Origin of the sequence: Streptomyces sp. NBC_01235, from assembly GCF_035989285.1 — a bacterium.
Classification (GTDB): Bacteria; Actinomycetota; Actinomycetes; order Streptomycetales; family Streptomycetaceae; genus Streptomyces.
This window is the reverse complement of sequence record NZ_CP108513.1, coordinates 2,709,103-2,728,651: the sequence shown is the minus strand read 5'-3', so window position 1 is coordinate 2,728,651 and position 19,549 is coordinate 2,709,103. Positions and strand designations below refer to the sequence as shown.

18 protein-coding genes and 1 pseudogene are annotated in these 19,549 nt (G+C 70.0%); 17 read left to right on the top strand and 2 right to left on the bottom strand.

Translation table 11 applies throughout. The features are described 5' to 3' along the window. Positions 1-202 precede the first annotated feature (202 nt). The 5 genes and pseudogenes from dop to prcA all read left to right on the top strand — a co-directional run bounded on the left by dop (position 203) and on the right by prcA (position 4,258). Positions 203-1,714 (top strand): depupylase/deamidase Dop, encoded by a 1,512-nt coding sequence (gene dop, locus OG289_RS11740; protein WP_327313948.1) that lies wholly within the window; start codon positions 203-205, stop codon positions 1,712-1,714. 188 nt (positions 1,715-1,902) lie between these two features. Next, positions 1,903-2,121, top strand: a complete 219-nt coding sequence (locus OG289_RS11735) for a ubiquitin-like protein Pup (protein ID WP_020128324.1) — start codon at positions 1,903-1,905, stop codon at positions 2,119-2,121. Further along, positions 2,111-2,661: pseudogene (locus OG289_RS49635) on the top strand (endonuclease VII domain-containing protein). The gene OG289_RS11735 and the pseudogene OG289_RS49635 overlap by 11 nt, the downstream one beginning before the upstream one ends. After that, entirely contained in the window at positions 2,613-3,458 is an 846-nt protein-coding gene (gene prcB / locus OG289_RS11725) for a proteasome subunit beta (protein ID WP_327313947.1), read from the top strand. The pseudogene OG289_RS49635 and the gene prcB overlap by 49 nt, the downstream one beginning before the upstream one ends. A 62-nt stretch (positions 3,459-3,520) precedes the next feature. Continuing rightward, positions 3,521-4,258 carry a proteasome subunit alpha gene (prcA, locus tag OG289_RS11720; protein WP_327313946.1) on the top strand — a complete coding sequence of 246 codons (738 nt, stop codon included), beginning with the start codon at positions 3,521-3,523 and terminating at the stop codon, positions 4,256-4,258. 101 nt (positions 4,259-4,359) lie between these two features. On the opposite strand, the gene OG289_RS11715 is transcribed toward prcA, so the two are convergent. Then, complete coding sequence (locus OG289_RS11715; protein ID WP_327313945.1) at positions 4,360-5,376, bottom strand: LacI family DNA-binding transcriptional regulator; 1,017 nt, start codon at positions 5,374-5,376, stop codon at positions 4,360-4,362. Positions 5,377-5,496: 120 nt separating this feature from the next. Here OG289_RS11715 and OG289_RS11710 point away from each other — a divergent pair, with 120 nt between their 5' ends. The 12 genes from OG289_RS11710 to OG289_RS11655 all read left to right on the top strand — a co-directional run bounded on the left by OG289_RS11710 (position 5,497) and on the right by OG289_RS11655 (position 17,813). Continuing rightward, complete coding sequence (locus OG289_RS11710) at positions 5,497-6,756, top strand: MFS transporter (protein ID WP_327313944.1); 1,260 nt, start codon at positions 5,497-5,499, stop codon at positions 6,754-6,756. A gap of 9 nt (positions 6,757-6,765) precedes the next feature. Beyond that, positions 6,766-8,127 carry a Pup--protein ligase gene (gene pafA, locus OG289_RS11705; protein WP_319335180.1) on the top strand — a complete coding sequence of 454 codons (1,362 nt, stop codon included), beginning with the start codon at positions 6,766-6,768 and terminating at the stop codon, positions 8,125-8,127. A gap of 127 nt (positions 8,128-8,254) precedes the next feature. Then, positions 8,255-9,259: an FKBP-type peptidyl-prolyl cis-trans isomerase gene (locus OG289_RS11700; RefSeq protein WP_327313943.1), complete on the top strand. Its 1,005-nt coding sequence runs from the start codon at positions 8,255-8,257 to the stop codon at positions 9,257-9,259. Between the two features lie 61 nt (positions 9,260-9,320). Then, entirely contained in the window at positions 9,321-9,692 is a 372-nt protein-coding gene (locus OG289_RS11695) for an FKBP-type peptidyl-prolyl cis-trans isomerase (protein ID WP_190148697.1), read from the top strand. Positions 9,693-9,822: 130 nt separating this feature from the next. Further along, the gene (locus OG289_RS11690; RefSeq protein WP_327313942.1) at positions 9,823-10,800 is read left to right on the top strand and encodes a helix-turn-helix transcriptional regulator; all 978 of its coding nucleotides are present in this window, start codon (positions 9,823-9,825) and stop codon (positions 10,798-10,800) included. A gap of 18 nt (positions 10,801-10,818) precedes the next feature. Beyond that, positions 10,819-11,898 (top strand): helix-turn-helix transcriptional regulator, encoded by a 1,080-nt coding sequence (locus tag OG289_RS11685; protein ID WP_327313941.1) that lies wholly within the window; start codon positions 10,819-10,821, stop codon positions 11,896-11,898. Further along, complete coding sequence (locus tag OG289_RS11680; protein ID WP_327313940.1) at positions 11,895-12,185, top strand: hypothetical protein; 291 nt, start codon at positions 11,895-11,897, stop codon at positions 12,183-12,185. Before OG289_RS11685 ends, OG289_RS11680 begins: the two co-directional genes overlap by 4 nt. 19 nt (positions 12,186-12,204) lie before the next feature. After that, positions 12,205-12,399 (top strand): hypothetical protein, encoded by a 195-nt coding sequence (locus OG289_RS11675; protein WP_079663381.1) that lies wholly within the window; start codon positions 12,205-12,207, stop codon positions 12,397-12,399. A gap of 283 nt (positions 12,400-12,682) precedes the next feature. After that, positions 12,683-12,970, top strand: coding sequence for a Sec-independent protein translocase subunit TatA (gene tatA / locus OG289_RS11670; protein WP_093774479.1), 288 nt, complete (start codon positions 12,683-12,685; stop codon positions 12,968-12,970). A gap of 47 nt (positions 12,971-13,017) precedes the next feature. Continuing rightward, positions 13,018-13,977 carry a twin-arginine translocase subunit TatC gene (gene tatC, locus OG289_RS11665; protein ID WP_327313939.1) on the top strand — a complete coding sequence of 320 codons (960 nt, stop codon included), beginning with the start codon at positions 13,018-13,020 and terminating at the stop codon, positions 13,975-13,977. Between the two features lie 30 nt (positions 13,978-14,007). After that, a complete protein-coding gene (locus OG289_RS11660; RefSeq protein WP_327313938.1) occupies positions 14,008-14,898 on the top strand; it encodes a diacylglycerol kinase in 891 nt (296 codons plus the stop codon). Between the two features lie 62 nt (positions 14,899-14,960). Next, on the top strand, positions 14,961-17,813 hold the full coding sequence (locus OG289_RS11655; protein ID WP_327313937.1) for a DEAD/DEAH box helicase: 2,853 nt from the start codon (positions 14,961-14,963) through the stop codon (positions 17,811-17,813). A 61-nt stretch (positions 17,814-17,874) separates the two neighbouring features. Here the strand turns inward: OG289_RS11655 and atzF are convergent, their stop codons facing one another. Beyond that, a complete protein-coding gene (gene atzF, locus OG289_RS11650) occupies positions 17,875-19,545 on the bottom strand; it encodes an allophanate hydrolase (protein ID WP_327313936.1) in 1,671 nt (556 codons plus the stop codon). Between the last annotated feature and the right edge of the window lie 4 nt (positions 19,546-19,549).

The following is a 19,549-nucleotide window of genomic DNA, read 5'->3' as shown; positions in this document are numbered from 1 at the left end:
TACCCGCAGCCGACTGTTTTTCAGGCCACGGCTGGAGCAAGGCAATGACGCAAATGATCTCCCCACCAGCGCAGAGGCGTTCTAGGCTCTTCCGTACCGCCGGGTCGCGCAGTGCGGGGACGGGCACCGCACACGCACCGGAGCACCACCGGTATCTGAGCGGCGCCCACGACCGAGGGTGCCGCCGGGCAAGGAGGGCCGCATGACCGTACGGCGAGTAATGGGCATCGAGACGGAGTACGGGATCTCCGTCCCCGGCCACCCCAACGCCAATGCCATGCTCACCTCGTCCCAGATCGTCAACGCCTACGCGGCGGCGATGCACCGGGCCCGCCGGGCCCGCTGGGACTTCGAGGAGGAGAACCCGCTGCGGGACGCGCGTGGCTTCGACCTCGCCCGCGAGTCCGCCGACTCCAGCCAGCTCACCGACGAGGACATCGGCCTCGCCAACGTGATCCTCACGAACGGCGCGCGGCTCTACGTCGACCATGCGCACCCCGAATACAGCGCTCCCGAGGTCACCAATCCGCGCGACGCCGTTCTCTGGGACAAGGCCGGCGAGCGCATCATGGCGGAGGCGGCCGAGCGGGCCGCGGCACTCCCCGGCGCCCAGCCCATCCACCTCTACAAGAACAACACCGACAACAAGGGCGCCTCCTACGGCACGCACGAGAACTACCTGATGAAGCGGGAAACCGCTTTCTCCGACATCGTGCGCCACCTGACCCCGTTCTTCGTCTCGCGCCAGGTGGTCACCGGCGCCGGCCGCGTCGGCATCGGCCAGGACGGTCACGAACACGGCTTCCAGCTCAGCCAGCGCGCCGACTACTTCGAGGTCGAGGTCGGCCTGGAGACCACCCTCAAGCGCCCGATCATCAACACCCGCGACGAGCCGCACGCGGACGCCGAGAAGTACCGCCGCCTCCATGTGATCATCGGCGACGCGAACCTGTCGGAGATCTCGACGTACCTCAAGCTGGGCACGACCGCCCTGGTCCTGTCCATGATCGAGGACGGCTTCATCGCGGTCGACCTGGCCGTCGACCAGCCCGTGCGCACCCTCCACCAGGTCTCCCACGACCCGACGCTCCAGCGCCTGGTCACCCTCCGCAGCGGCCGCACACTCACCGCGGTCCAGCTCCAGATGGAGTACTACGAGCTCTCGCGCAAGTACGTGGAGGAGCGGTACGGCGCGGACGCCGACGACCAGACCAAGGACGTCCTCACCCGCTGGGAGGACACCCTGAACCGCCTGGAGAACGACCCCATGAGCCTCGCCGGCGAACTCGACTGGGTCGCCAAGCGGGAGCTCATGGAGGGCTACCGGCGCCGTGACAGCCTCGACTGGGACGCCGCCCGCCTCCACCTCGTCGACCTCCAGTACGCCGACGTACGGGCCGAGAAGGGCCTCTACAACCGTCTGGCGGCCCGCGGCCGTATGAAGCGACTGCTGGACGAGGCCGAGGTCGAGAGGGCGATCACGAAGCCTCCGGAGGACACGCGCGCGTACTTCCGCGGCCGCTGCCTGGAGCAGTACGCCGACGACGTCGCCGCCGCCTCCTGGGACTCGGTGATCTTCGACCTGCCGGGCCGGGATTCGCTCCAGCGCGTCCCAACCCTCGAACCTCTTCGCGGAACGCGAAATCACGTCAAGGAGCTCCTGGACCGCTGCCGCACGGCAGAAGACCTGGTCAGGGTCCTCTCGGGTGGCTGAACGGTTATCCGGACGGGACCTGCCGGACGGGGTGGAAAGCCCCTCGTCCGGGAATCATCGAGGTGGCCCCCGTACGTTGTGGCAACTGCGGGGCCGATGTCGGACCCGGCTTGTAGGGTCTGATCATCACCGATCGGCAGGAATGCCGACCTGTCGACCATGTCGGGCGAAAGAGCGGGGTGAGGGTTATGGCGACCAAGGACACCGGCGGCGGCCAGCAGAAGGCGACACGCTCCACGGAAGAGGTCGAGGAGCAGGCGCCCGAGGCGCAGGCCTCGGAAGACCTCAAGGAGCGCCAGGAGAAGCTGAGCGACGACGTTGACTCGGTCCTTGACGAGATCGACGATGTACTCGAGGAGAACGCCGAGGACTTCGTTCGGTCGTTCGTTCAAAAAGGTGGCGAGTAACCTTCGATTCGAAGGTTGCGGGGGCTCCGGAGTTGGCAGCGAAGAACGCGTGAAGCGCTGTGTGCGGTGCGGCGAGAGCAAGCCGCGCACAGCCTTCGCCCGCAAGCGGTCAAACCTTGATGGCTTGCAGAGGCAATGCCGGGACTGCGCGACCCGATATCACTGTCGTGCCCCGGAGCCTCAAGTGCTTGGCCCTGAGGAAGCGCGAGGGTCCGGCCGGCCGCTGCAAGGCGTTCGGGGCGGCCGTGGCGCCCGCACAGCAATCTCCGGCGCAAGTACAGCCTGACCGAAGCCGAACGCGACGAGTCGATCGCCTCCCGAGGTGGCGTCTGCTGCATATGTTTGTCAGCTCCGGCCGCACATGTGGATCACTGCCACAAGACGGGTAGGGTCCGTGGCGTACTGTGCTTCAGCTGCAATGCCGCACTGGGGCAGTTCAAAGATCGGCCCGATGCCATAAGGCGGGCTGCTGCATACGTGGAAGGAAACGCGTGGAAGCCAACACTCGTAGCACCGGGCGTCTGCCAGCTGCCTTCCTGACGCCTGGGTCCTCGTCCTTCATGGACTTTCTCTCCGACCATCAGCCGGAGCTGCTGCCCGGCAAGCGGCAGCTGCCCCCGACGCAGGGTGTGATCGAGGCGCCGCACGGGACGACGATCGTGGCCGTCACGTTCCCCGGTGGCGTCGTGCTCGCCGGTGACCGTCGCGCCACGATGGGCAACGTCATCGCGCAGCGGGACATCGAGAAGGTCTTCCCGGCCGACGAGTACTCGGCCGTCGGTATCGCCGGTACCGCCGGTCTGGCCGTCGAGATGGTGAAGCTGTTCCAGCTGGAGCTGGAGCACTTCGAGAAGGTCGAGGGGGCGCAGCTCTCGCTGGAGGGCAAGGCGAACCGGTTGTCGACCATGATCCGGTCCAACCTGGCCATGGCCATGCAGGGGCTGGCGGTCGTGCCCCTCTTCGCCGGGTTCGACGTGGACCGGGACAGGGGCCGGATCTTCTCCTACGACGTCACGGGCGGCCGCTCCGAGGAGCACCACTTCGCCGCCACCGGCTCCGGCTCGATCTTCGCGCGCGGGGCGATGAAGAAGCTCTTCCGTAACGACCTGACCGAGGAAGAGGCCACGACGCTCGTGGTCCAGGCCCTCTATGACGCGGCCGACGACGACTCGGCGACCGGTGGTCCCGATGTCGCCCGCCGGATCTACCCGATCGTCACCGTGATCACCGAGGACGGCTTCCGTCGCCTGACAGACGAGGAGTCGTCGGAGATCGCCCGCTCGATCCTGGAGCGCCGCCTGGAGCAGCCGGACGGCCCGCGCGCCGCTCTGCTGTAGTCGGCGGCCCCGTTCTTATCCCAGGTGATCCAGTGACTTCGACAGAAAGGGACGGATAACCGGTGTCGACGCCGTTCTATGTCTCACCCCAGCAGGCGATGGCCGACCGCGCCGAGTACGCCCGCAAGGGCATCGCGCGCGGGCGCAGCCTCGTTGTGATCCAGTACGCCGACGGCATCGTGTTCGTCGGCGAGAATCCGTCCCGTGCGCTGCACAAGTTCAGCGAGATCTATGACCGGATCGGTTTCGCGGCCGCCGGCAAGTACAACGAGTACGAGAACCTGCGGATCGGTGGCGTGCGGTATGCCGATCTTCGTGGTTACACCTATGACCGCGACGACGTGACCGCGCGCGGTCTGGCCAACGTCTACGCCCAGACGTTGGGCACGATCTTCTCTTCGGCGGGTGAGAAGCCGTACGAGGTGGAGCTGGTCGTGGCGGAGGTCGGTGAGACGCCGGACGGTGACCAGATCTACCGGTTGCCGCACGACGGGTCGATCGTGGACGAGCACGGTTCGGTGGCGGTCGGCGGTAATGCCGAGCAGATCAGCAGTTACCTGGATCAGCGTCATCAGGACGGGATGAGCCTGGCCGAGGCGTTGAAGCTGGCTGTCCAGGCGTTGTCGCGTGACACGAACGGCACGCAGCGGGAGATCCCGGCGGAGCGGCTGGAGGTGGCGGTGCTGGACCGTACGCGGCCGCAGAAGCGCAAGTTCAAGCGGATCGTCGGTCGTCAGCTGGGTCGGTTGCTGGAGACGGACGGTGCGTCCACGGAGGCGGAGAGCTCCGAGGAGGAGTAGGAGGCCGCCTCGGTCCCGGTCCCGCCTCGGTCCCGGTCCCGCCTCACCCTGTCCCACCCTTTGTGCGCCCCGGTCGACTGTTCGGCCGGGGCGCAGGGCGTTCAGGAGGCGCTGGGTGGGGCTGTGGAGGCCCGTGCGACGAGCTCGACGGGGATGTCCCCGGCGTCCGGTGTGCGGCCTTCCAGCACGGCGAGGAGGGCCTGCATGCCCCGTTCGCCGAAGAGCTCGGCGTCGAGTCGTACGGTCGTCAGTTCGGGGTCGAGGGCGGTGGCGAGCGCGAGGTCGTCGAGGCCGGTGACGGACATGTCGTCGGGTACGCGCAGGCCGAGGCGGCGCAGGGCTTTGTAGACGCCGGCGGCGAGTTTGTCGTCGTCGCAGACGACGGCGGTGGGGCGTGGTCCGGGGGAGCCGAGGGCCGCCTCGGCGGCGGTGCGGGCTCCGTCGATGGAGATGGGGGCGGGTGCGGTGCGCAGGGATGTTCCGGGTACGGCCCCGACGCGTGCGGCGAGTTCGCGTGCGCGTACCTCGAAGGTCCAGGAGGGGATGTCGGCCGCGAGGTGGAGGAAGTGGCGGTGGCCGAGCCCGAGGAGGTGGTCGGCGACCTGGCGCACGCCGTCGGCGATGTCGAGGTTGACGGTGGCCGCGCCGAGGCTTCCGGCGGGGTCGCTGTCGAGCATGACGAGGGGGAGCTGGTCGCCGCGGATGGCGGTGAGGGCGTCGGCGGCCATGGAGGAGGCGAGGACGCCGTCGAGGGCGGCCTGGGCGGAGGCGAAGGGGTCGCGGGCGGGGCCGACGCCTTCGGGGGAGGGGTAGAGGACGACGCCGAAGCCGTGCTCGGCCGCGACGCGTGCCGCTCCGGTGTAGACGCCCCCGAAGAACTCGGCGGTCAGGGCGGGGACGACGAGGAGGACGGTGCGGGTGCGGCCGAGGCGGAGGTTGCGGGCGGCGAGGTTGGGGCGGTAGCCGAGTTCGCGGGCTGCGTCCCGTACGCGCTGTGCCGTGTTCTCGGAGACGCGGCCGCGCCATTTGTCGCCGAGTACGAGGGAGACGGCGGCCTGGGAGACTCCGGCGGCCTGGGCGACGTCGCGGCTCGTGGGGCGCGTGCTACCTCGTGCCACTGTGGGCCTGCTCCTTCGTCTGGACTGGTGAACAGCGCACATGGTACGTATGACCGGAGACGTTATACGTAAAACTTCGAGGTGACTCTCTGCCTCGGGCGAGCCGACGGAGGCGGGACATTGGCCGCGGGATACCTGGAGATCCTCAGGGCGAAGCACGCCGCCCGGCTGCTGACCGGCACGCTCGTCGGCCGGTTGCCCAACGCCACGGCCGCGATCGCGATCGTGCTGTTCGTGCGCGCGGAGGGTGGTACGTACAGCCTCGCGGGGGCGCTGGCGGCGGTGTACGGCGTCGCGAACGCGGTCGGGCAGCCGTTGCTGGGGCGGCTGGTCGATCTGCACGGGCAGCCGCGGGTCCAGTTGCCCGCGGCGCTCGCCTCGGCCCTGGCGATGGCGGTCTTCGCGTTCACCGGTACGGACCCGCTGCCGCTCGCGTACGGGGCGGTGGCGGCCGCAGGGCTGTTCACCCCGCCTCTGGAGGGGGGTCTGCGGGCGCTGTGGCCGGCGGTGCTGCGGCGTGAGGACCAGGTCCACACGGCGTACGCGATGGACGCGGTGGCGCAGGAGGTGATGTTCACCGTCGGGCCGCTGCTGGTGACGCTGTGCGTGTCGCTGTGGTCGGCGCAGGCGGCGCTGCCGGTGCTGAACGCGGTCGGGGTGCTGGGGGCGCTGTGGGTGGTCGCGTCGCCGCCCTCGCGCGCGTGGCGTTCGGCGCCGCGCGAGGCGCACTGGCTGGGCGCGCTGCGGTCGCCCGGCCTGCTGGCGCTGCTCGGGGCGTTCCTGTTCATCGGTATCGCGCTCGGTTCCATCACGGTGGCGTCGGTGCCGTACGCGGACGACCACGGCGGTGACGCGGTGTACGGCTGGCTGATGGCGGCTCTGGGGCTCGGTGCGCTGGTCGGCGGTGTGGCGTACGGGGCGCGGCGGTGGGCGGGGGCGCCGGAGCGGCGACTGCGGGGTCTGGTGGCGTTTCTGGCGGTGTGTTATCTGCCGTTGATGCTGATGCCGGGGGCGGTGGCCATGGTGGCGCTGACGGCGCTGGCGGGGGTGTTCCTGGCGCCTGCCATCGCGTGCGCGTTCGTCATCGTGGACCGGCATGCGCCGCGGGGGACGGTGACGGAGGCGTTCTCGTGGCTGGTGACGACGTTCACGGTGGGGGCGTCGGTGGGAACGGGCCTGGCGGGTCCGGTCGTGGAGGCGGGTGGCGCGCTGTGGGGGTTCGCGATGCCGGGTGTCGCGGGTGCCGTGTCCTTGGTGGTTTTGCTGGCCACGGGGCGGGTACTCGCAGCTCCCGCCGTGAGTGGGATGGTTGCGGCTTCATCGGAAAATGATCCAAACCGTGCTGCCGAACCTCGTTTCAGTTCAGGGGATCGGGCGTAATGTTCACTCATGGACCGCCGCATTTTCGGGCTGGAGAACGAGTACGGCGTCACATGTACGTTCAGGGGACAGCGTCGGCTGTCTCCCGACGAGGTGGCGCGGTACCTCTTCCGCCGTGTCGTGTCATGGGGCCGAAGCAGCAATGTCTTTCTGCGGAACGGCGCCCGCCTCTATCTCGACGTGGGTTCGCATCCGGAATACGCGACACCGGAATGTGACAACGTGACCGAGTTGGTCACCCACGACAAAGCGGGCGAGCGCATTCTCGAAGGACTCCTGGTGGACGCGGAGCGACGCCTGCACGAGGAAGGAATCGCGGGCGACGTCTACCTCTTCAAGAACAACACGGACTCGGCGGGCAACTCCTATGGTTGCCACGAGAACTATCTGGTGGCCCGGCACGGGGAGTTCTCCCGGCTCGCGGACATCCTGATCCCGTTCCTGGTGACCCGCCAGCTGCTGTGCGGCGCGGGCAAGGTGCTGCAGACGCCCCGTGGGGCGGTCTACTGCGTCAGTCAGCGGGCCGAGCACATCTGGGAGGGCGTCTCCTCGGCGACGACCCGCTCACGGCCCATCATCAACACGCGCGACGAGCCGCACGCGGACGCCGAGCGGTACCGCCGGCTGCATGTGATCGTGGGCGACTCGAACATGTCCGAGACGACCATGTTGCTGAAGGTCGGTGCGACCGACCTGGTGCTGCGCATGATCGAGGCGGGCACGGTGATGCGGGATCTGACGCTGGAGAACCCGATCCGGGCGATCCGCGAGGTCAGTCACGACATCACGGGTCGGCGCAAGGTGCGTCTGGCCAGCGGCCGTGAGGCCTCCGCGCTGGAGGTGCAGCGCGAGTACTACGAGAAGGCCGTGGACTTCGTCGAGCGCCGCGGTATCCGCACCGGCACCGTCGACCAGGTCCTGGAGCTGTGGGGCCGCACGCTGGACTCGATCGAGGCGGAGGACCTCGACCGGATCGGCACCGAGATCGACTGGGTGATGAAGTACAAGCTCATCGAGCGGTACCGGGCCAAGCACAATATGACGATGTCGCATCCGCGGGTGGCGCAGATAGACCTCGCCTACCACGACATCCACCGCCGTCGTGGTCTCTACTACCTGTTGGAGCGCAAGGGGCAGGCCGCCCGGATCTGCAACGACTTGAAGATCTTCGAGGGCAAGTCGGTGCCGCCGCAGACCACTCGGGCGCGGTTGCGCGGCGACTTCATCCGGCGTGCGCAGGAGCAGCGCCGGGACTTCACGGTGGACTGGGTGCACCTGAAGCTCAACGACCAGGCACAGCGCACCGTGTTGTGCAAGGACCCGTTCCGTTCGGTGGACGACCGGGTGGAGAAGCTGATCGCCGGCATGTGAGCGACGTGTTCCGCGCGTGGTGCGGAACGCAACACGGGCGCCGTACGTTTCCCGTACGGCGCCCTTCGCACGCCGTAGAGTTGCGCGCACGCCATCCAGAAGATCGACCGATTACGAGGCCTTCATCGTGCGCCGACGCTCACTCATCCTTGCCGCAGTTCCCGCGGGACTGGTCACTCTCTCCGCGTGCGGTGACGACAAGTCCGACTCGAGCAAGGCGAGCGACAGTGCGTCGCCCTCGGCCTCGGCCACGTCCGCCGCGCCTCCGCCGAAGATCGTCGACGGTCCGCTGCCGGCCATCACGGCGGGGGTGAAGTTCGGCGAGAAGCCGACGGTCGCCAAAGGCAGCGGGAAGCCTTCGGACCAGCTGGCGGTGAAGACGGTGATCGCGGGCGGCGGGAAGACGGTCGCGGAGAACGACTACATCCAGGCGAACTGTCTCGGCCAGATCTGGGACAGCGCGAAGGTCCTCCTCAACACCTACGACACCAAGAAGCCGCTGCTCACCCAGCTCGCGCAGGGTGCCACCATCGACGGCTGGCGCTATGCGCTGACGGGCAAGAAGACCGGCAGCCGGGTGGAGTTCTCCGTGCCGCCGACCTGGGGTTTCGGTAAGGACGGCGACGAACAGACAGGCATCAAGGGCACCGACACGCTGGTGTTCGTGTTCGACATCCAGGACACGTTCAGCGCGAAGAGTTCGGCCAAGGGCAAGGACGTCCCGCAGTCCGACGCCGGTGTGCCGAAGGTCGGCACGAACACCGATGGCAAGGCACCCTCGATCGAGATCCCCAAGTCGGCCGCGCCGACCAAGCTGGTGGCGAAGTACGTGATCGAGGGGGACGGTGCCGTTCTCGCTGCGGACGACACCGTGTTGGTGCAGTACAAGGGCGTCATCTGGGACACGGGCAAGGAGTTCGACTCGACGTACAGCCGTAGTGCGCTGACGTCGTTCTCGCTGCAGCAGGTGGTCAAGGGCTGGGCGCAGGGGCTCATCGGGAGGAAGGTGGGCAGCCGGGTCGTCATCGTCGTTCCGCCGTCGTTGGGTTACGGCGACAACCCTCCGAGTGGCAGCGGTATCGAGAAGGACTCCACGATGGTCTTCGCGGTGGACATCCTCGCCAAGGTGTGAGGCCACCGAAGGTGTAAGACTGTCCGTGTTGCCTTTCCGTGAGACATGCAGGAGCAGTGACGTGAGCATTGACAAGCCCGAGATCGACTTCCCCGGCGGCGAGCCCCCGGCGGACCTCGAGATCAAGGACATCTGGGAGGGCGACGGCGAGGTTGCGCAGGCCGGTCAGACCGTCAGCGTCCACTACGTCGGTGTCGCCTTCAGCACCGGTGAGGAGTTCGACGCCAGCTGGAACCGTGGGACCCCGTTCCGCTTCCCGCTCGGTGGCGGCCGCGTCATCAAGGGCTGGGACCAGGGAGTGCAGGGCATGAAGGTCGGCGGCCGTCGCCAGCTGACCATCCCCGCGCACCTCGCCTACGGCAACCAGAGCCCGACCCCGGCGATCAAGCCCGGTGAGACGCTGATCTTCGTGGTGGACCTGCTCGGGGTCTGATCGTCGTAGGACCAGTGTCGATCAGCTGGGGCCCATGCCTGCCCGGGTGTGGGCCCTCGGCTTTGGCCGGGGCACCGCTGAGCGGTACGGTCGTCGATCGTAAGCACCATAGGGGAGGCGAAGGGCGTCGATGGCCATTGCCAAGGCCGAGCGGCTGATGAACCTGGCGCTGTGTCTGCTCGGGACGCGGCGGCCGCTCAGCAAGCGTGAGCTGCGCGATTCCATCGAGGCGTATGTCGAGACCGTCAGGCCGGGAACGGGTGCGGCGGCGTCGGACGACTCCTTCAACCGGATGTTCGAGCGGGACAAGGACGATCTGCGTGAGCTCGGCCTGGTCATCGAGACCGTGGAGAGCCTGGACGGCGAGATCGGCTACCTCGCGCGCCGCGACAGCAACCGGCTGCCGCCCATCACCCTCGACGCCGAGGAGGCCGCGGCCCTGGGCCTGGCCGCCAAGGTGTGGCAGCAGGCCCGGCTGGCGGGTGCCGCGAGCGGCGCCCTGCAGAAGCTGCGCGCGGCGGGGCTCCCCGAGGACGTCGACCCGTACGAGGCGCACGGCGCGCTGGAGCCCCGGATCCCCGTGCACGAGGCCGCGTTCGAACCGCTGATGCTGGCCTGCCGTGACCGCCGTCCCGTCGTGTTCGACTACCGCAAGGCCACCGCCGCGCACCCGGAGCCCCGGCATGTCGAGCCGTGGGCGTTGGAGTGCTGGCGCGGCCACTGGTATCTGGCCGGCTTCGACCGTGACCGGGGCGCCGAGCGCGTGTTCCGGTTGTCGCGGATCACCGGCCGGGTGCGCTCGCGCGGGGCGAGTTTCACCGCGCCGGTCCCGGACGTCGTCACCGTGCGGGAGACGGTCGCGAGCTGGGCGGGGGAGACCGCCGACCGCAGTGCGCTGATCCGGCTGCGGACGGGGGCCGGCTACCCCTTGCGGGCGAAGGCCAGTGCCGTGCGGGAACTCGGGGACGGCTGGGACGAGTTGAAGATTCCGTACGGGCACGGTCTGGACGCCTGGCTGGTGGAGTTCGGGCCGGACGTGGTGGTCCTGGACCCCGCCGAACTGCGGGCGGACGTCGTGGACCGGCTGCGGGCCGTGGCCAAGGGCTGAGGGGGAGCGAGCAAGACAGTGGCAGGCAAACCGGTCAGGCCGGCGAACGCGATCGACCAGACCCGGCGGATGCTCTCCCTGGTGACGTATCTCAGGGAGCGCCCCGGCGCGCGGATCGAGGACGTGGCGCGCGCCTTCGGGATCACGGAGGACGAGCTGGTCTCGGACCTCGACGTGCTGCCCATGTGCGGCACCAGCTTCCGGGGCGGCGATCTCCTCGACATCGACACCGACGGCGAGCGCATCTGGTGGCACAACCCGGCGGCGCTCGGCGCGGAGGCCGCCGAGCCGCTGCGACTGGCCGCGGACGAGGCGACCGCGCTGCTGGTGGCGGCCCGGGCCGTGTCCACGCTGCCCGGTCTGCGGGAGGGCGACCGGCAGGCGCTGCTGCGGGCGACGGCGAAGGTGGAGGCCGCGGCAGGAGAGGCGGCGGGCGCGAGCGCGCGCCTGTCGGTGACGTTCGAGTCCGAGGGCGGGGTCTTCGCGGACGTCGACCGGGCGATCTCCGAGCGGCGCCGGCTGTGGATCCGCTACTACTCGCCGGCCCGTGACGAGGTCACCGAGCGCGAGATCGACCCCATCCGCCTCGTCAGCGTCGGGCACACGTACGTGGAGGCCTGGTGCCGCCGCTCGGAGGCCCGCCGCACCTTCCGGCTGGACCGGGTCGCCGAGATCAGGATCCTCGACGAGTCGTCCGCGCCGCCCGAGATCGAGCTGCGGGACCTGTCGGAGGGGCTGGTGCAGCCGGCCGCGGAGGATCCGGAGGTCGTCGTCGAGGTCGGGCCGGGCGGCCGCTGGGTCGCCGAGTATTACCCGCACGACAGCGCCGATGAGCTTCCGGACGGCGGACTGCGTATCACTCTGCGCACGCCCGAACCGGCCTCGCTCAGGCGGCTGGCCCTGCGACTGGGCCGCGACGGCCGGATCGTCTCGCCGCCGGACCTCGCCGACAGTGCCCGCCGGGCCGCCCGTGAGGCGCTGGCGGCGTACGACGGGATCGAGGCGCAGGGGGCGGCGGGCGAGCCGCACGCGGTGCTCGGCGAGCGGCCGCGGCGGCAGGGCGACAGTCAGTTCGACGGGCGGGAGCAGGAGCTTTGAGCGAGTCGGTGGCGTCTGGTGTGCGGGGCATCTCGGCGGCCTCCGCGTTCGCGGGGATGCGCAGTGTGGCCCCGGTGCGTTTCCGGGCCGGCTGCCCCGACTGCCGAAGCCATTTCGAGCTCGCCGCGAGCGCCCTGCTGCTGGCGATCGGGGCCTCCAGCCGCACCACCTTCTACTCCTTCACCTGCCCCGACTGCGGTGCGGCCGTGCGCAAGCCGGCCGGGGAGCGGATCGTCGAACTGCTCACCGGCGGTGGCGTCAGGACCCTGCGGCTGCACAGCGCGTAGTGGGGTCTAGGCTCGGCCCATGTTCTGGCCGATGTTCGCTGTTGCCGTGGGTTTCGTGGGTCTCGCCGTCCTCGCGGTGTTCGCCGTCCGGGTCTTCCTGGAGGCGCAGCGGCTGGGACGGCAGGTCGCGGAGTCCGCGCGGCGTATCGACCGGGCGGCGCAGGATCTGGAGCGGGCGGCCGTGAGCGCGGCCCGTGCTGTGGACACCCTGTGACGGCTGCTGTGGTGAGCCTCCCGGAGCGCTGTGGCGGTCCTGTGAGTCCTGCGGCGAATGCGTTTTGGACCACTTCGCCCTCCCGCCCCTGTGGTGGGGCCAGGTACGCTGCTGGTCGCGGCTCGGAGAACGAGGCCCGGACCGCGTACCGGGAGTAGGCACGGGGATTGCCTCACGTTTACCCCTGAGCGTTACGATCGCTGTCAACACGATCGTTCGGACAGGTGTCCGACCGGTCGGACGGCAACCCGCCCCCGCAGCCTCGGTGAGAAGGTAAAGACTTATGTTCGGAAGGCTCGGCGCCCCCGAGATCATTCTCATCCTCGTCGTCGTCATCCTGCTGTTCGGCGCCAAGAAGCTTCCCGACATGGCGCGCTCGCTCGGCAAGTCCGCTCGCATCCTCAAGAGCGAGGCCAAGGCGATGAAGGAAGAGGGCAGCAGCACGGCCACCCCGGCCGGCCCGCCCAACAACGACGAGCAGCCCCCGGCGCAGCGCACCATCCAGGCCGCCCCCGGCGACGTGACCAGTTCCCGCCCGGTCACCGAGCCGACGGACACGACCAAGCGCTGACGCAGGGCCGGTGACCTCCGGCCCGCCGCACGAGATGGGAACGTGGGTTGCTGAAGTCTGCCCGCAAAGAGGAGAAGGACCCCGAGGGGCGGATGCCCCTCGCGGATCATCTTCGTGAGCTCCGCAACCGGCTCGCGAAGGCGATGCTGGCCATCGTCGTCGTGACGGTCGTAGCCGCCTTCTTCTACAACGACATCATCAACTTCCTCACCAAGCCGATCCTCGACTCGGTCGGCTGCGGGAAGACTTTCGAGGAGATCCAGGGCCAGCTCAAGTCCGGCGACTCCAGCAACAAGTGCGCGAGCATCACGATCAACGGTCTGCTCGCGCCCTTCACACTGGCCCTCCAGGTCTCCCTGATGGCCGGGGTCGTCTTCGCCTCGCCGGTCTGGCTCTACCAGCTGTGGGCCTTCATCGCCCCCGGCCTGCACAATCACGAGCGCAGGTACGCCTACGCGTTCGTCGGCATGGGCGCCCCGCTCTTCCTGGGTGGCGGCTACTTCGCCTACCGGGTGCTGCCGACCACCGCCAAGGTGCTGATCGACTTCACCCCGGGCCGCGTCACCAACCTGCTGCCGCTGGACGACCTGCTCCAGCTCGTCACGCGCATGGTCGTCGTCTTCGGCCTCTCCTTCGAGCTGCCGCTGCTGCTGGTCTTCCTCAATCTCACCGGAATGGTCACCGGCCAGCGCATGCTCGGCTGGTGGCGAGCCATGATCATCGGCATCACGGTGTTCGCCGCCGTGGCCACGCCCAGCACCGACCCCATCTCGATGCTGGCGCTCGCCGGACCGATCTGGATCCTGTACTTCGGTGCGACCGCCTTCTCCCTGCTGAACGACCGACGCAGGCGCCGTCGCGACGCCCTGGGTCCCGCCGACGACGAGGCCTCCGACCTGGACCTCACCCCCGAGGACATCGGCGAGGTCGAGACGGTCGCCGCCAGTCGTACGGTGCCGGAGCAGTCGAGCACCGACCGGGTCAACGGTTATGACGACGTGACCTGAGACTCGGCGGAGAGCTCCTAGGGTCACCCCGTGACCAGCGAGATCACCCTCTTCGTCAACCCCGCGGCGGGCCGCGGCCGGGGCGCTCGAGCAGCGCGGCCGGCCGCTTCCGCGTTGCGGTCGGCCGGCTACGCGGTGCGCACGGTCGTCGGCGAGAACGCCGCGGACGCCCTTGCACGCGCGCGTGCCGCCGTCGCCGACGGCACCGGCGCCCTGATCGCCGTCGGCGGCGACGGGGTGGCCCACCTCGCCCTCCAGGCCGTCGCCGGTACCCGCACCCCGCTCGGCCTGGTCGCCGCCGGCACCGGCAACGACCTCGCCCGGGCGCTCGGTCTGCCCGTGCGCGACCCGGGCGCCGCCGGACACCTGATCGCCGACGCCCTCAAGGGCGCCCGGATCCGGGACGTCGATCTCGGCCGGGTCGGGGACCGCTGGTTCGGCACCGTGCTCGCCTCCGGCTTCGACTCCCGCGTCAACGACCGGGGCAACCGCATGCGATGGCCCACCGGACGCGCCCGGTACGACCTCGCGATGCTCGCCGAACTGGCCGCCTTCCGCCCCTTCCCGTACCGGAGCACGCTCGACGACGGAGCCGTGCGGGAGGTCGAGGCCACACTCGTGGCCGTCGGCAACGGCCCCTCCTACGGTGGCGGTATGAGGATCTGCCCCGGCGCCGACCTCACCGACGGACTGTTCGACGTCACGGTGGTCGGCGACTGCGACCGTACGACGTTGCTGCGGGTGTTCCCCAAGGTGTACCGGGGGACGCACGTCGGCCATCCCCAGGTCACCGTGCACCGGACGGTGAAGGTCGAGCTCGCCGCCGACGGCGTCTCGGGGTACGCGGACGGGGAGCGGTTCGGGGCACTGCCGCTCACCGCGCGGTGCGTCCCGCGCGCGGTACGCGTCATCGGCCCCTGAAGCGGATGGCCGTACGCCCGTGAGCTGGGCGTACCCAGGTTTCGCGGCACCGGATCCGGATAATGATCGTCCTGTTGTCAGTGCGGCCCGGTACGCTCGAAAGCACGATGACAGAGGATCTCTCACCGGCCGAGCGGTACGCGGCAGCACGTAAGCGTGCTGTCGAGCAGGCCACCGCGCTCGCGTCCTTCCGCGAGATGTACGACTTCGGTCTCGACCCCTTCCAGATCGAGGCCTGCCAGGCACTCGAGGCGGGCAAGGGCGTCCTGGTGGCCGCCCCCACCGGCTCGGGCAAGACGATCGTGGGCGAGTTCGCCGTCCACCTCGCCCTCCAGCAGGGCAAGAAGTGCTTCTACACGACACCCATCAAGGCGCTGTCGAACCAGAAGTACTCCGACCTGTGCCGTCGATACGGCAGCGACAGGGTCGGCCTGCTCACCGGCGACAACAGTGTCAACTCCGACGCCCCGGTGGTCGTGATGACCACCGAGGTGCTGCGGAACATGCTGTACGCCGGTTCGCAGACCCTCCTCGGCCTGGGGTACGTGGTGATGGACGAGGTGCACTACCTCTCCGACCGCTTCCGGGGCGCCGTGTGGGAAGAGGTGATCATCCACCTTCCCGAGTCGGTCACCCTGGTCAGCCTCTCCGCGACCGTGTCCAACGCCGAGGAGTTCGGCGACTGGCTGGACACCGTGCGCGGCGACACCGAGGTGATCGTCTCCGAGCACCGGCCCGTGCCGCTGTTCCAGCACGTGCTCGCCGGGCGGCGGATGTACGACCTGTTCGAGGAGGGCGAGGGCCACCGCAGGGCCGTCAACCCCGACCTCACGCGCCTGGCCCGCATGGAGGCGAGCAAACCCTCGTACCAGGACCGCAGACGCGGCCGCAACATGCGCGAGGCCGACCGTGAGCGGGAGCGCAGGCAGCGCTCGCGGGTGTGGACGCCGGGCCGGCCGGAGGTCATCGAACGGCTCGACGCCGAGGGGCTGTTGCCCGCCATCACCTTCATCTTCAGCCGCGCCGCCTGTGAGGCCGCCGTCCAGCAGTGCCTGTACGCCGGACTACGGCTGAACGACGAGGACGCGCGCGCGGAGGTCCGGGCCCTCGTCGAGGAGCGCACGGCCGCGATCCCGCACGAGGACCTGCACGTTCTCGGCTACTACGAGTGGCTGGAGGGCCTGGAGCGCGGAATCGCCGCCCATCACGCGGGCATGCTGCCGACGTTCAAGGAAGTCGTCGAGGAGCTGTTCGTGCGCGGCCTGGTCAAGGCCGTGTTCGCCACCGAGACGCTGGCGCTGGGCATCAACATGCCCGCGCGGTCCGTGGTCCTGGAGAAGCTCGTCAAGTGGAACGGCGAGCAGCACGCCGACATCACTCCCGGCGAGTACACCCAGCTCACCGGGCGTGCGGGCCGGCGTGGCATCGACGTCGAGGGGCACGCCGTCGTCCTGTGGCAGCGCGCCATGAACCCCGACCACCTCGCCGGGCTGGCGGGCACGCGCACCTACCCGCTGCGCTCCAGCTTCAAGCCGTCGTACAACATGGCGGTCAACCTGGTCGAGCAGTTCGGGCGGCACCGCTCGCGCGAACTCCTGGAGACGTCGTTCGCGCAGTTCCAGGCCGACCGGTCGGTGGTCGGCATCTCCCGGCAGGTGCAGCGCAACGAGGAGGGGCTCGAGGGCTACAAGGCCTCCATGACCTGCCACCTCGGTGACTTCGAGGAGTACGCGCGGCTGCGCCGCGACCTCAAGGACCGCGAGACCGAACTGGCCAAGCAGGGCGCGGCCCAGCGGCGCGCCGAGGCCGCCGTGGCACTGGAGAAGCTCAAGCCGGGAGACGTCATCCACGTGCCCACCGGCAAGTACGCCGGGCTGGCGCTGGTGCTCGACCCTGGCCTGCCCGCCGGGCGCGCCAACGGCCACCGCGGCTTCGACCACCACGACGGGCCGCGTCCGCTGGTCCTCACCGCCGAGCGGCAGGTCAAGCGGCTGGCCTCGATGGACTTCCCGGTGCCGGTCGAGGCACTGGAGCGGATGCGGATCCCGAAGACGTTCAACCCGCGCTCGCCGCAGTCCCGCCGCGACCTCGCCTCCGCGCTGCGCACCAAGGCGGGGCACATCCCGCCGGAGCGGGCCCGCAAGCAGCGCTCCCAGGCAGCCGACGACCGTGAGATCGCCCGGCTGCGCACCGCGCTCCGCGCGCACCCCTGCCACGGCTGCGCCGACCGCGAGGACCACGCCCGCTGGGCCGAGCGCTACCACCGGCTGCTGCGCGACACCTCGCAGCTGGAGCGCCGTATCGAGGGCCGCACCAACACGATCGCCCGTACGTTCGACCGGATCGTGGCGCTGCTGACCGAGCTGGACTATCTGCGCGGCAACGAGGTCACCGAGAACGGCAAGCGGCTCGCCCGTCTCTACGGCGAGCTCGACCTGCTGGCGAGCGAATGCCTGCGCGCCGGCGTGTGGGAGGGGCTGGCCCCCGCCGAGCTCGCCGCCTGTGTCTCGGCGCTGGTCTACGAGGCGCGGGTCGGCGACGACGCGATGGCGCCGAAGCTGCCCTCGGGCAAGGCGAAGGCCGCGCTCGGCGAGATGGTACGGATCTGGGGCCGGCTGGACGCGCTGGAGGAGGACTTCCGGATCAGCCAGACGGAGGGCGTGGGACAGCGGGAGCCCGATCTCGGGTTCGCGTGGTCCGCGTACATGTGGGCCTCGGGGAAGGGGCTCGACGAGGTGCTGCGGGAGGCGGAGATGCCTGCGGGTGACTTCGTGCGGTGGTGCAAGCAGGTCATCGACGTGCTGGGGCAGATTTCCGCGGCCTCCGCCGCGGAGGGGTCGACCGTGGCGAAGGCCGCGCGTAAGGCGGTTGATCAGCTGCTGCGGGGGGTTGTGGCCTACTCGTCGGTGGGGTGATCTTGTTCGGCGGGTGCGGGGAGGTTGTGGCTGGTCGCGCCCACGCGGCGGAGCCGCACCTCTAGGTGGCCTGCCTCTGACGCTCGTTCAGGTATGAACGCCAGCTGCCGTACTGCGTGATGTCCACCGCCTCGTTCAGAGCGCTCGGCTCGCACAGGAAGCCCGGGACACTGCTTCCGTCCGCCAGCTCCACGTTGCCCAGTGTCATCGGGCGGGGCAGTGCCGTCAGCAGGCGGCCCAAGCCCTCCTGCGGTAGGCGCCAGACCTCTGCCTCGATCTGCGCGCCTCCCTCGCCCACATGGACCAGGCCCGGCTTCGGTGGGGTCGTGCGCAGGGCGTGCAGGCGGTAGACGGGGGCGGTGGTCGTCGTGCGGTCCAGTACCGCGCCCAGGGAGAGGAGTCGGGGGTTCAACGGCTGCCCCGTCAGGTGGGCGCCCACCACGGCGACGTACGCCTGAGGTTGCAGCAGGGCCGCGATCCTCACCAGCCGTTCGTCCGTGAAGGCCGGGCCGATCAGCATCACGCCGAAGGGCAGGCCGTTCACCTCGCCGGCGGGGACGGCGGCCGCCGCGAGGTCGAAGAGGTTCGTGGAGTTGGTGAAGCGGCCCAGGCGGGCGTTGGCGCCCAGCGGGTCGGCGGTGACCTCGGCGAGGGTGGGGTGACCGGGCGTGGTCGGCAGCAACAGGGCGTCCGCGTCGGTCAGTTCGCTCAGGGCGCGGGCGCGCAGGTCCGTCAGGCGCTCGGTGTCCGTGTAGAGCCGGTGGGCCGGGATGTCCCGGGCTCGGGTGATGATGCCCGCGACGGTCGGGTCGAGACCCTCACCGCCCTCCGCGAGCAACTTGTCGACAAAGGCACCTACAGCCGTGTAGCGCTCGGCGACGAACGCGCCCTCGTAGAGCATGGCGGCGGCCTCGGTGAACGGGGTGAGGTCGAGGGGGCGGATCTCCGCCCCGGCTGCCCTGACCTGGTGCACGGCCGCCTCGTATGCCTCCGCCCAGCCCTCGTCCAGCTCGCCCAGCTGTTCGAGGGACGGGGTCGCGATGCGCCACGGGCCGGGGGCCCGGGTGGGGAGCGAGGGGAGGGCGCGGCCGGCCGGCGATGCCATGTGGGCCAGGGCCTGCTCGGCCTCGGGGAGCGTGCGGGCGAACACCGTCACACAGTCGATCGAGGCGCAGGCCGGGACGACTCCCTCGGTGGGGACCAGACCACGGGTGGGCTTGAGACCGACGATGCCGTTGAAGGCGGCCGGGACCCGGCCCGAACCGGCGGTGTCCGTGCCGAGGGCGAGGTCGACGATGCCGAGCGCCACCGCGACGGCCGAGCCGGAGCTGGAACCGCCGCTCACCCGCGCGGGGTCGTGGGCGTTACGGACCGCGCCGTGCGGGGAGCGGGTGCCCACCAGGCCGGTCGCGAACTGGTCCAGGTTCGTGGTGCCCAGCACCAGCGCGCCGGCCGCACGGAGTCGGGCGACGACGGGGGCGTCCGCGGCGGGCTCGTAGGCGTACGCCGGGCAGCCCGCGGTGGTGGGCAGGCCGGCCACGTCGATGTTGCCCTTGGCGGCGAGCAGCCGGCCGGCGAGCGGGAGGTGCTCGCCCCGCGCGAGCCGCTCGTCGAGTGTGCGGGCTTCCGCCTCGGCCTCCTCGCGCGGCCGCAGGTCGATCCAGATCTCCGGGCGGCCGACGGCCTCGATGCGGGCGTAGGCGGCGCGGACGCGGGACAGGGTGCGGGACATGCTC

Coding starts and splice junctions, on each gene's coding strand:
- dop (WP_327313948.1), top strand. CDS start 203: ATGACCGTACGGCGAGTAATGGGCATCGAGACGGAGTACGGGATCTCC.
- OG289_RS11735 (WP_020128324.1), top strand. CDS start 1,903: ATGGCGACCAAGGACACCGGCGGCGGCCAGCAGAAGGCGACACGCTCC.
- pafA (WP_319335180.1), top strand. CDS start 6,766: ATGGACCGCCGCATTTTCGGGCTGGAGAACGAGTACGGCGTCACATGT.
- OG289_RS11690 (WP_327313942.1), top strand. CDS start 9,823: ATGGCCATTGCCAAGGCCGAGCGGCTGATGAACCTGGCGCTGTGTCTG.
- OG289_RS11675 (WP_079663381.1), top strand. CDS start 12,205: ATGTTCTGGCCGATGTTCGCTGTTGCCGTGGGTTTCGTGGGTCTCGCC.
- tatA (WP_093774479.1), top strand. CDS start 12,683: ATGTTCGGAAGGCTCGGCGCCCCCGAGATCATTCTCATCCTCGTCGTC.
- OG289_RS11655 (WP_327313937.1), top strand. CDS start 14,961: ATGATCGTCCTGTTGTCAGTGCGGCCCGGTACGCTCGAAAGCACGATG.
- atzF (WP_327313936.1), bottom strand. CDS start 19,545: ATGTCCCGCACCCTGTCCCGCGTCCGCGCCGCCTACGCCCGCATCGAG.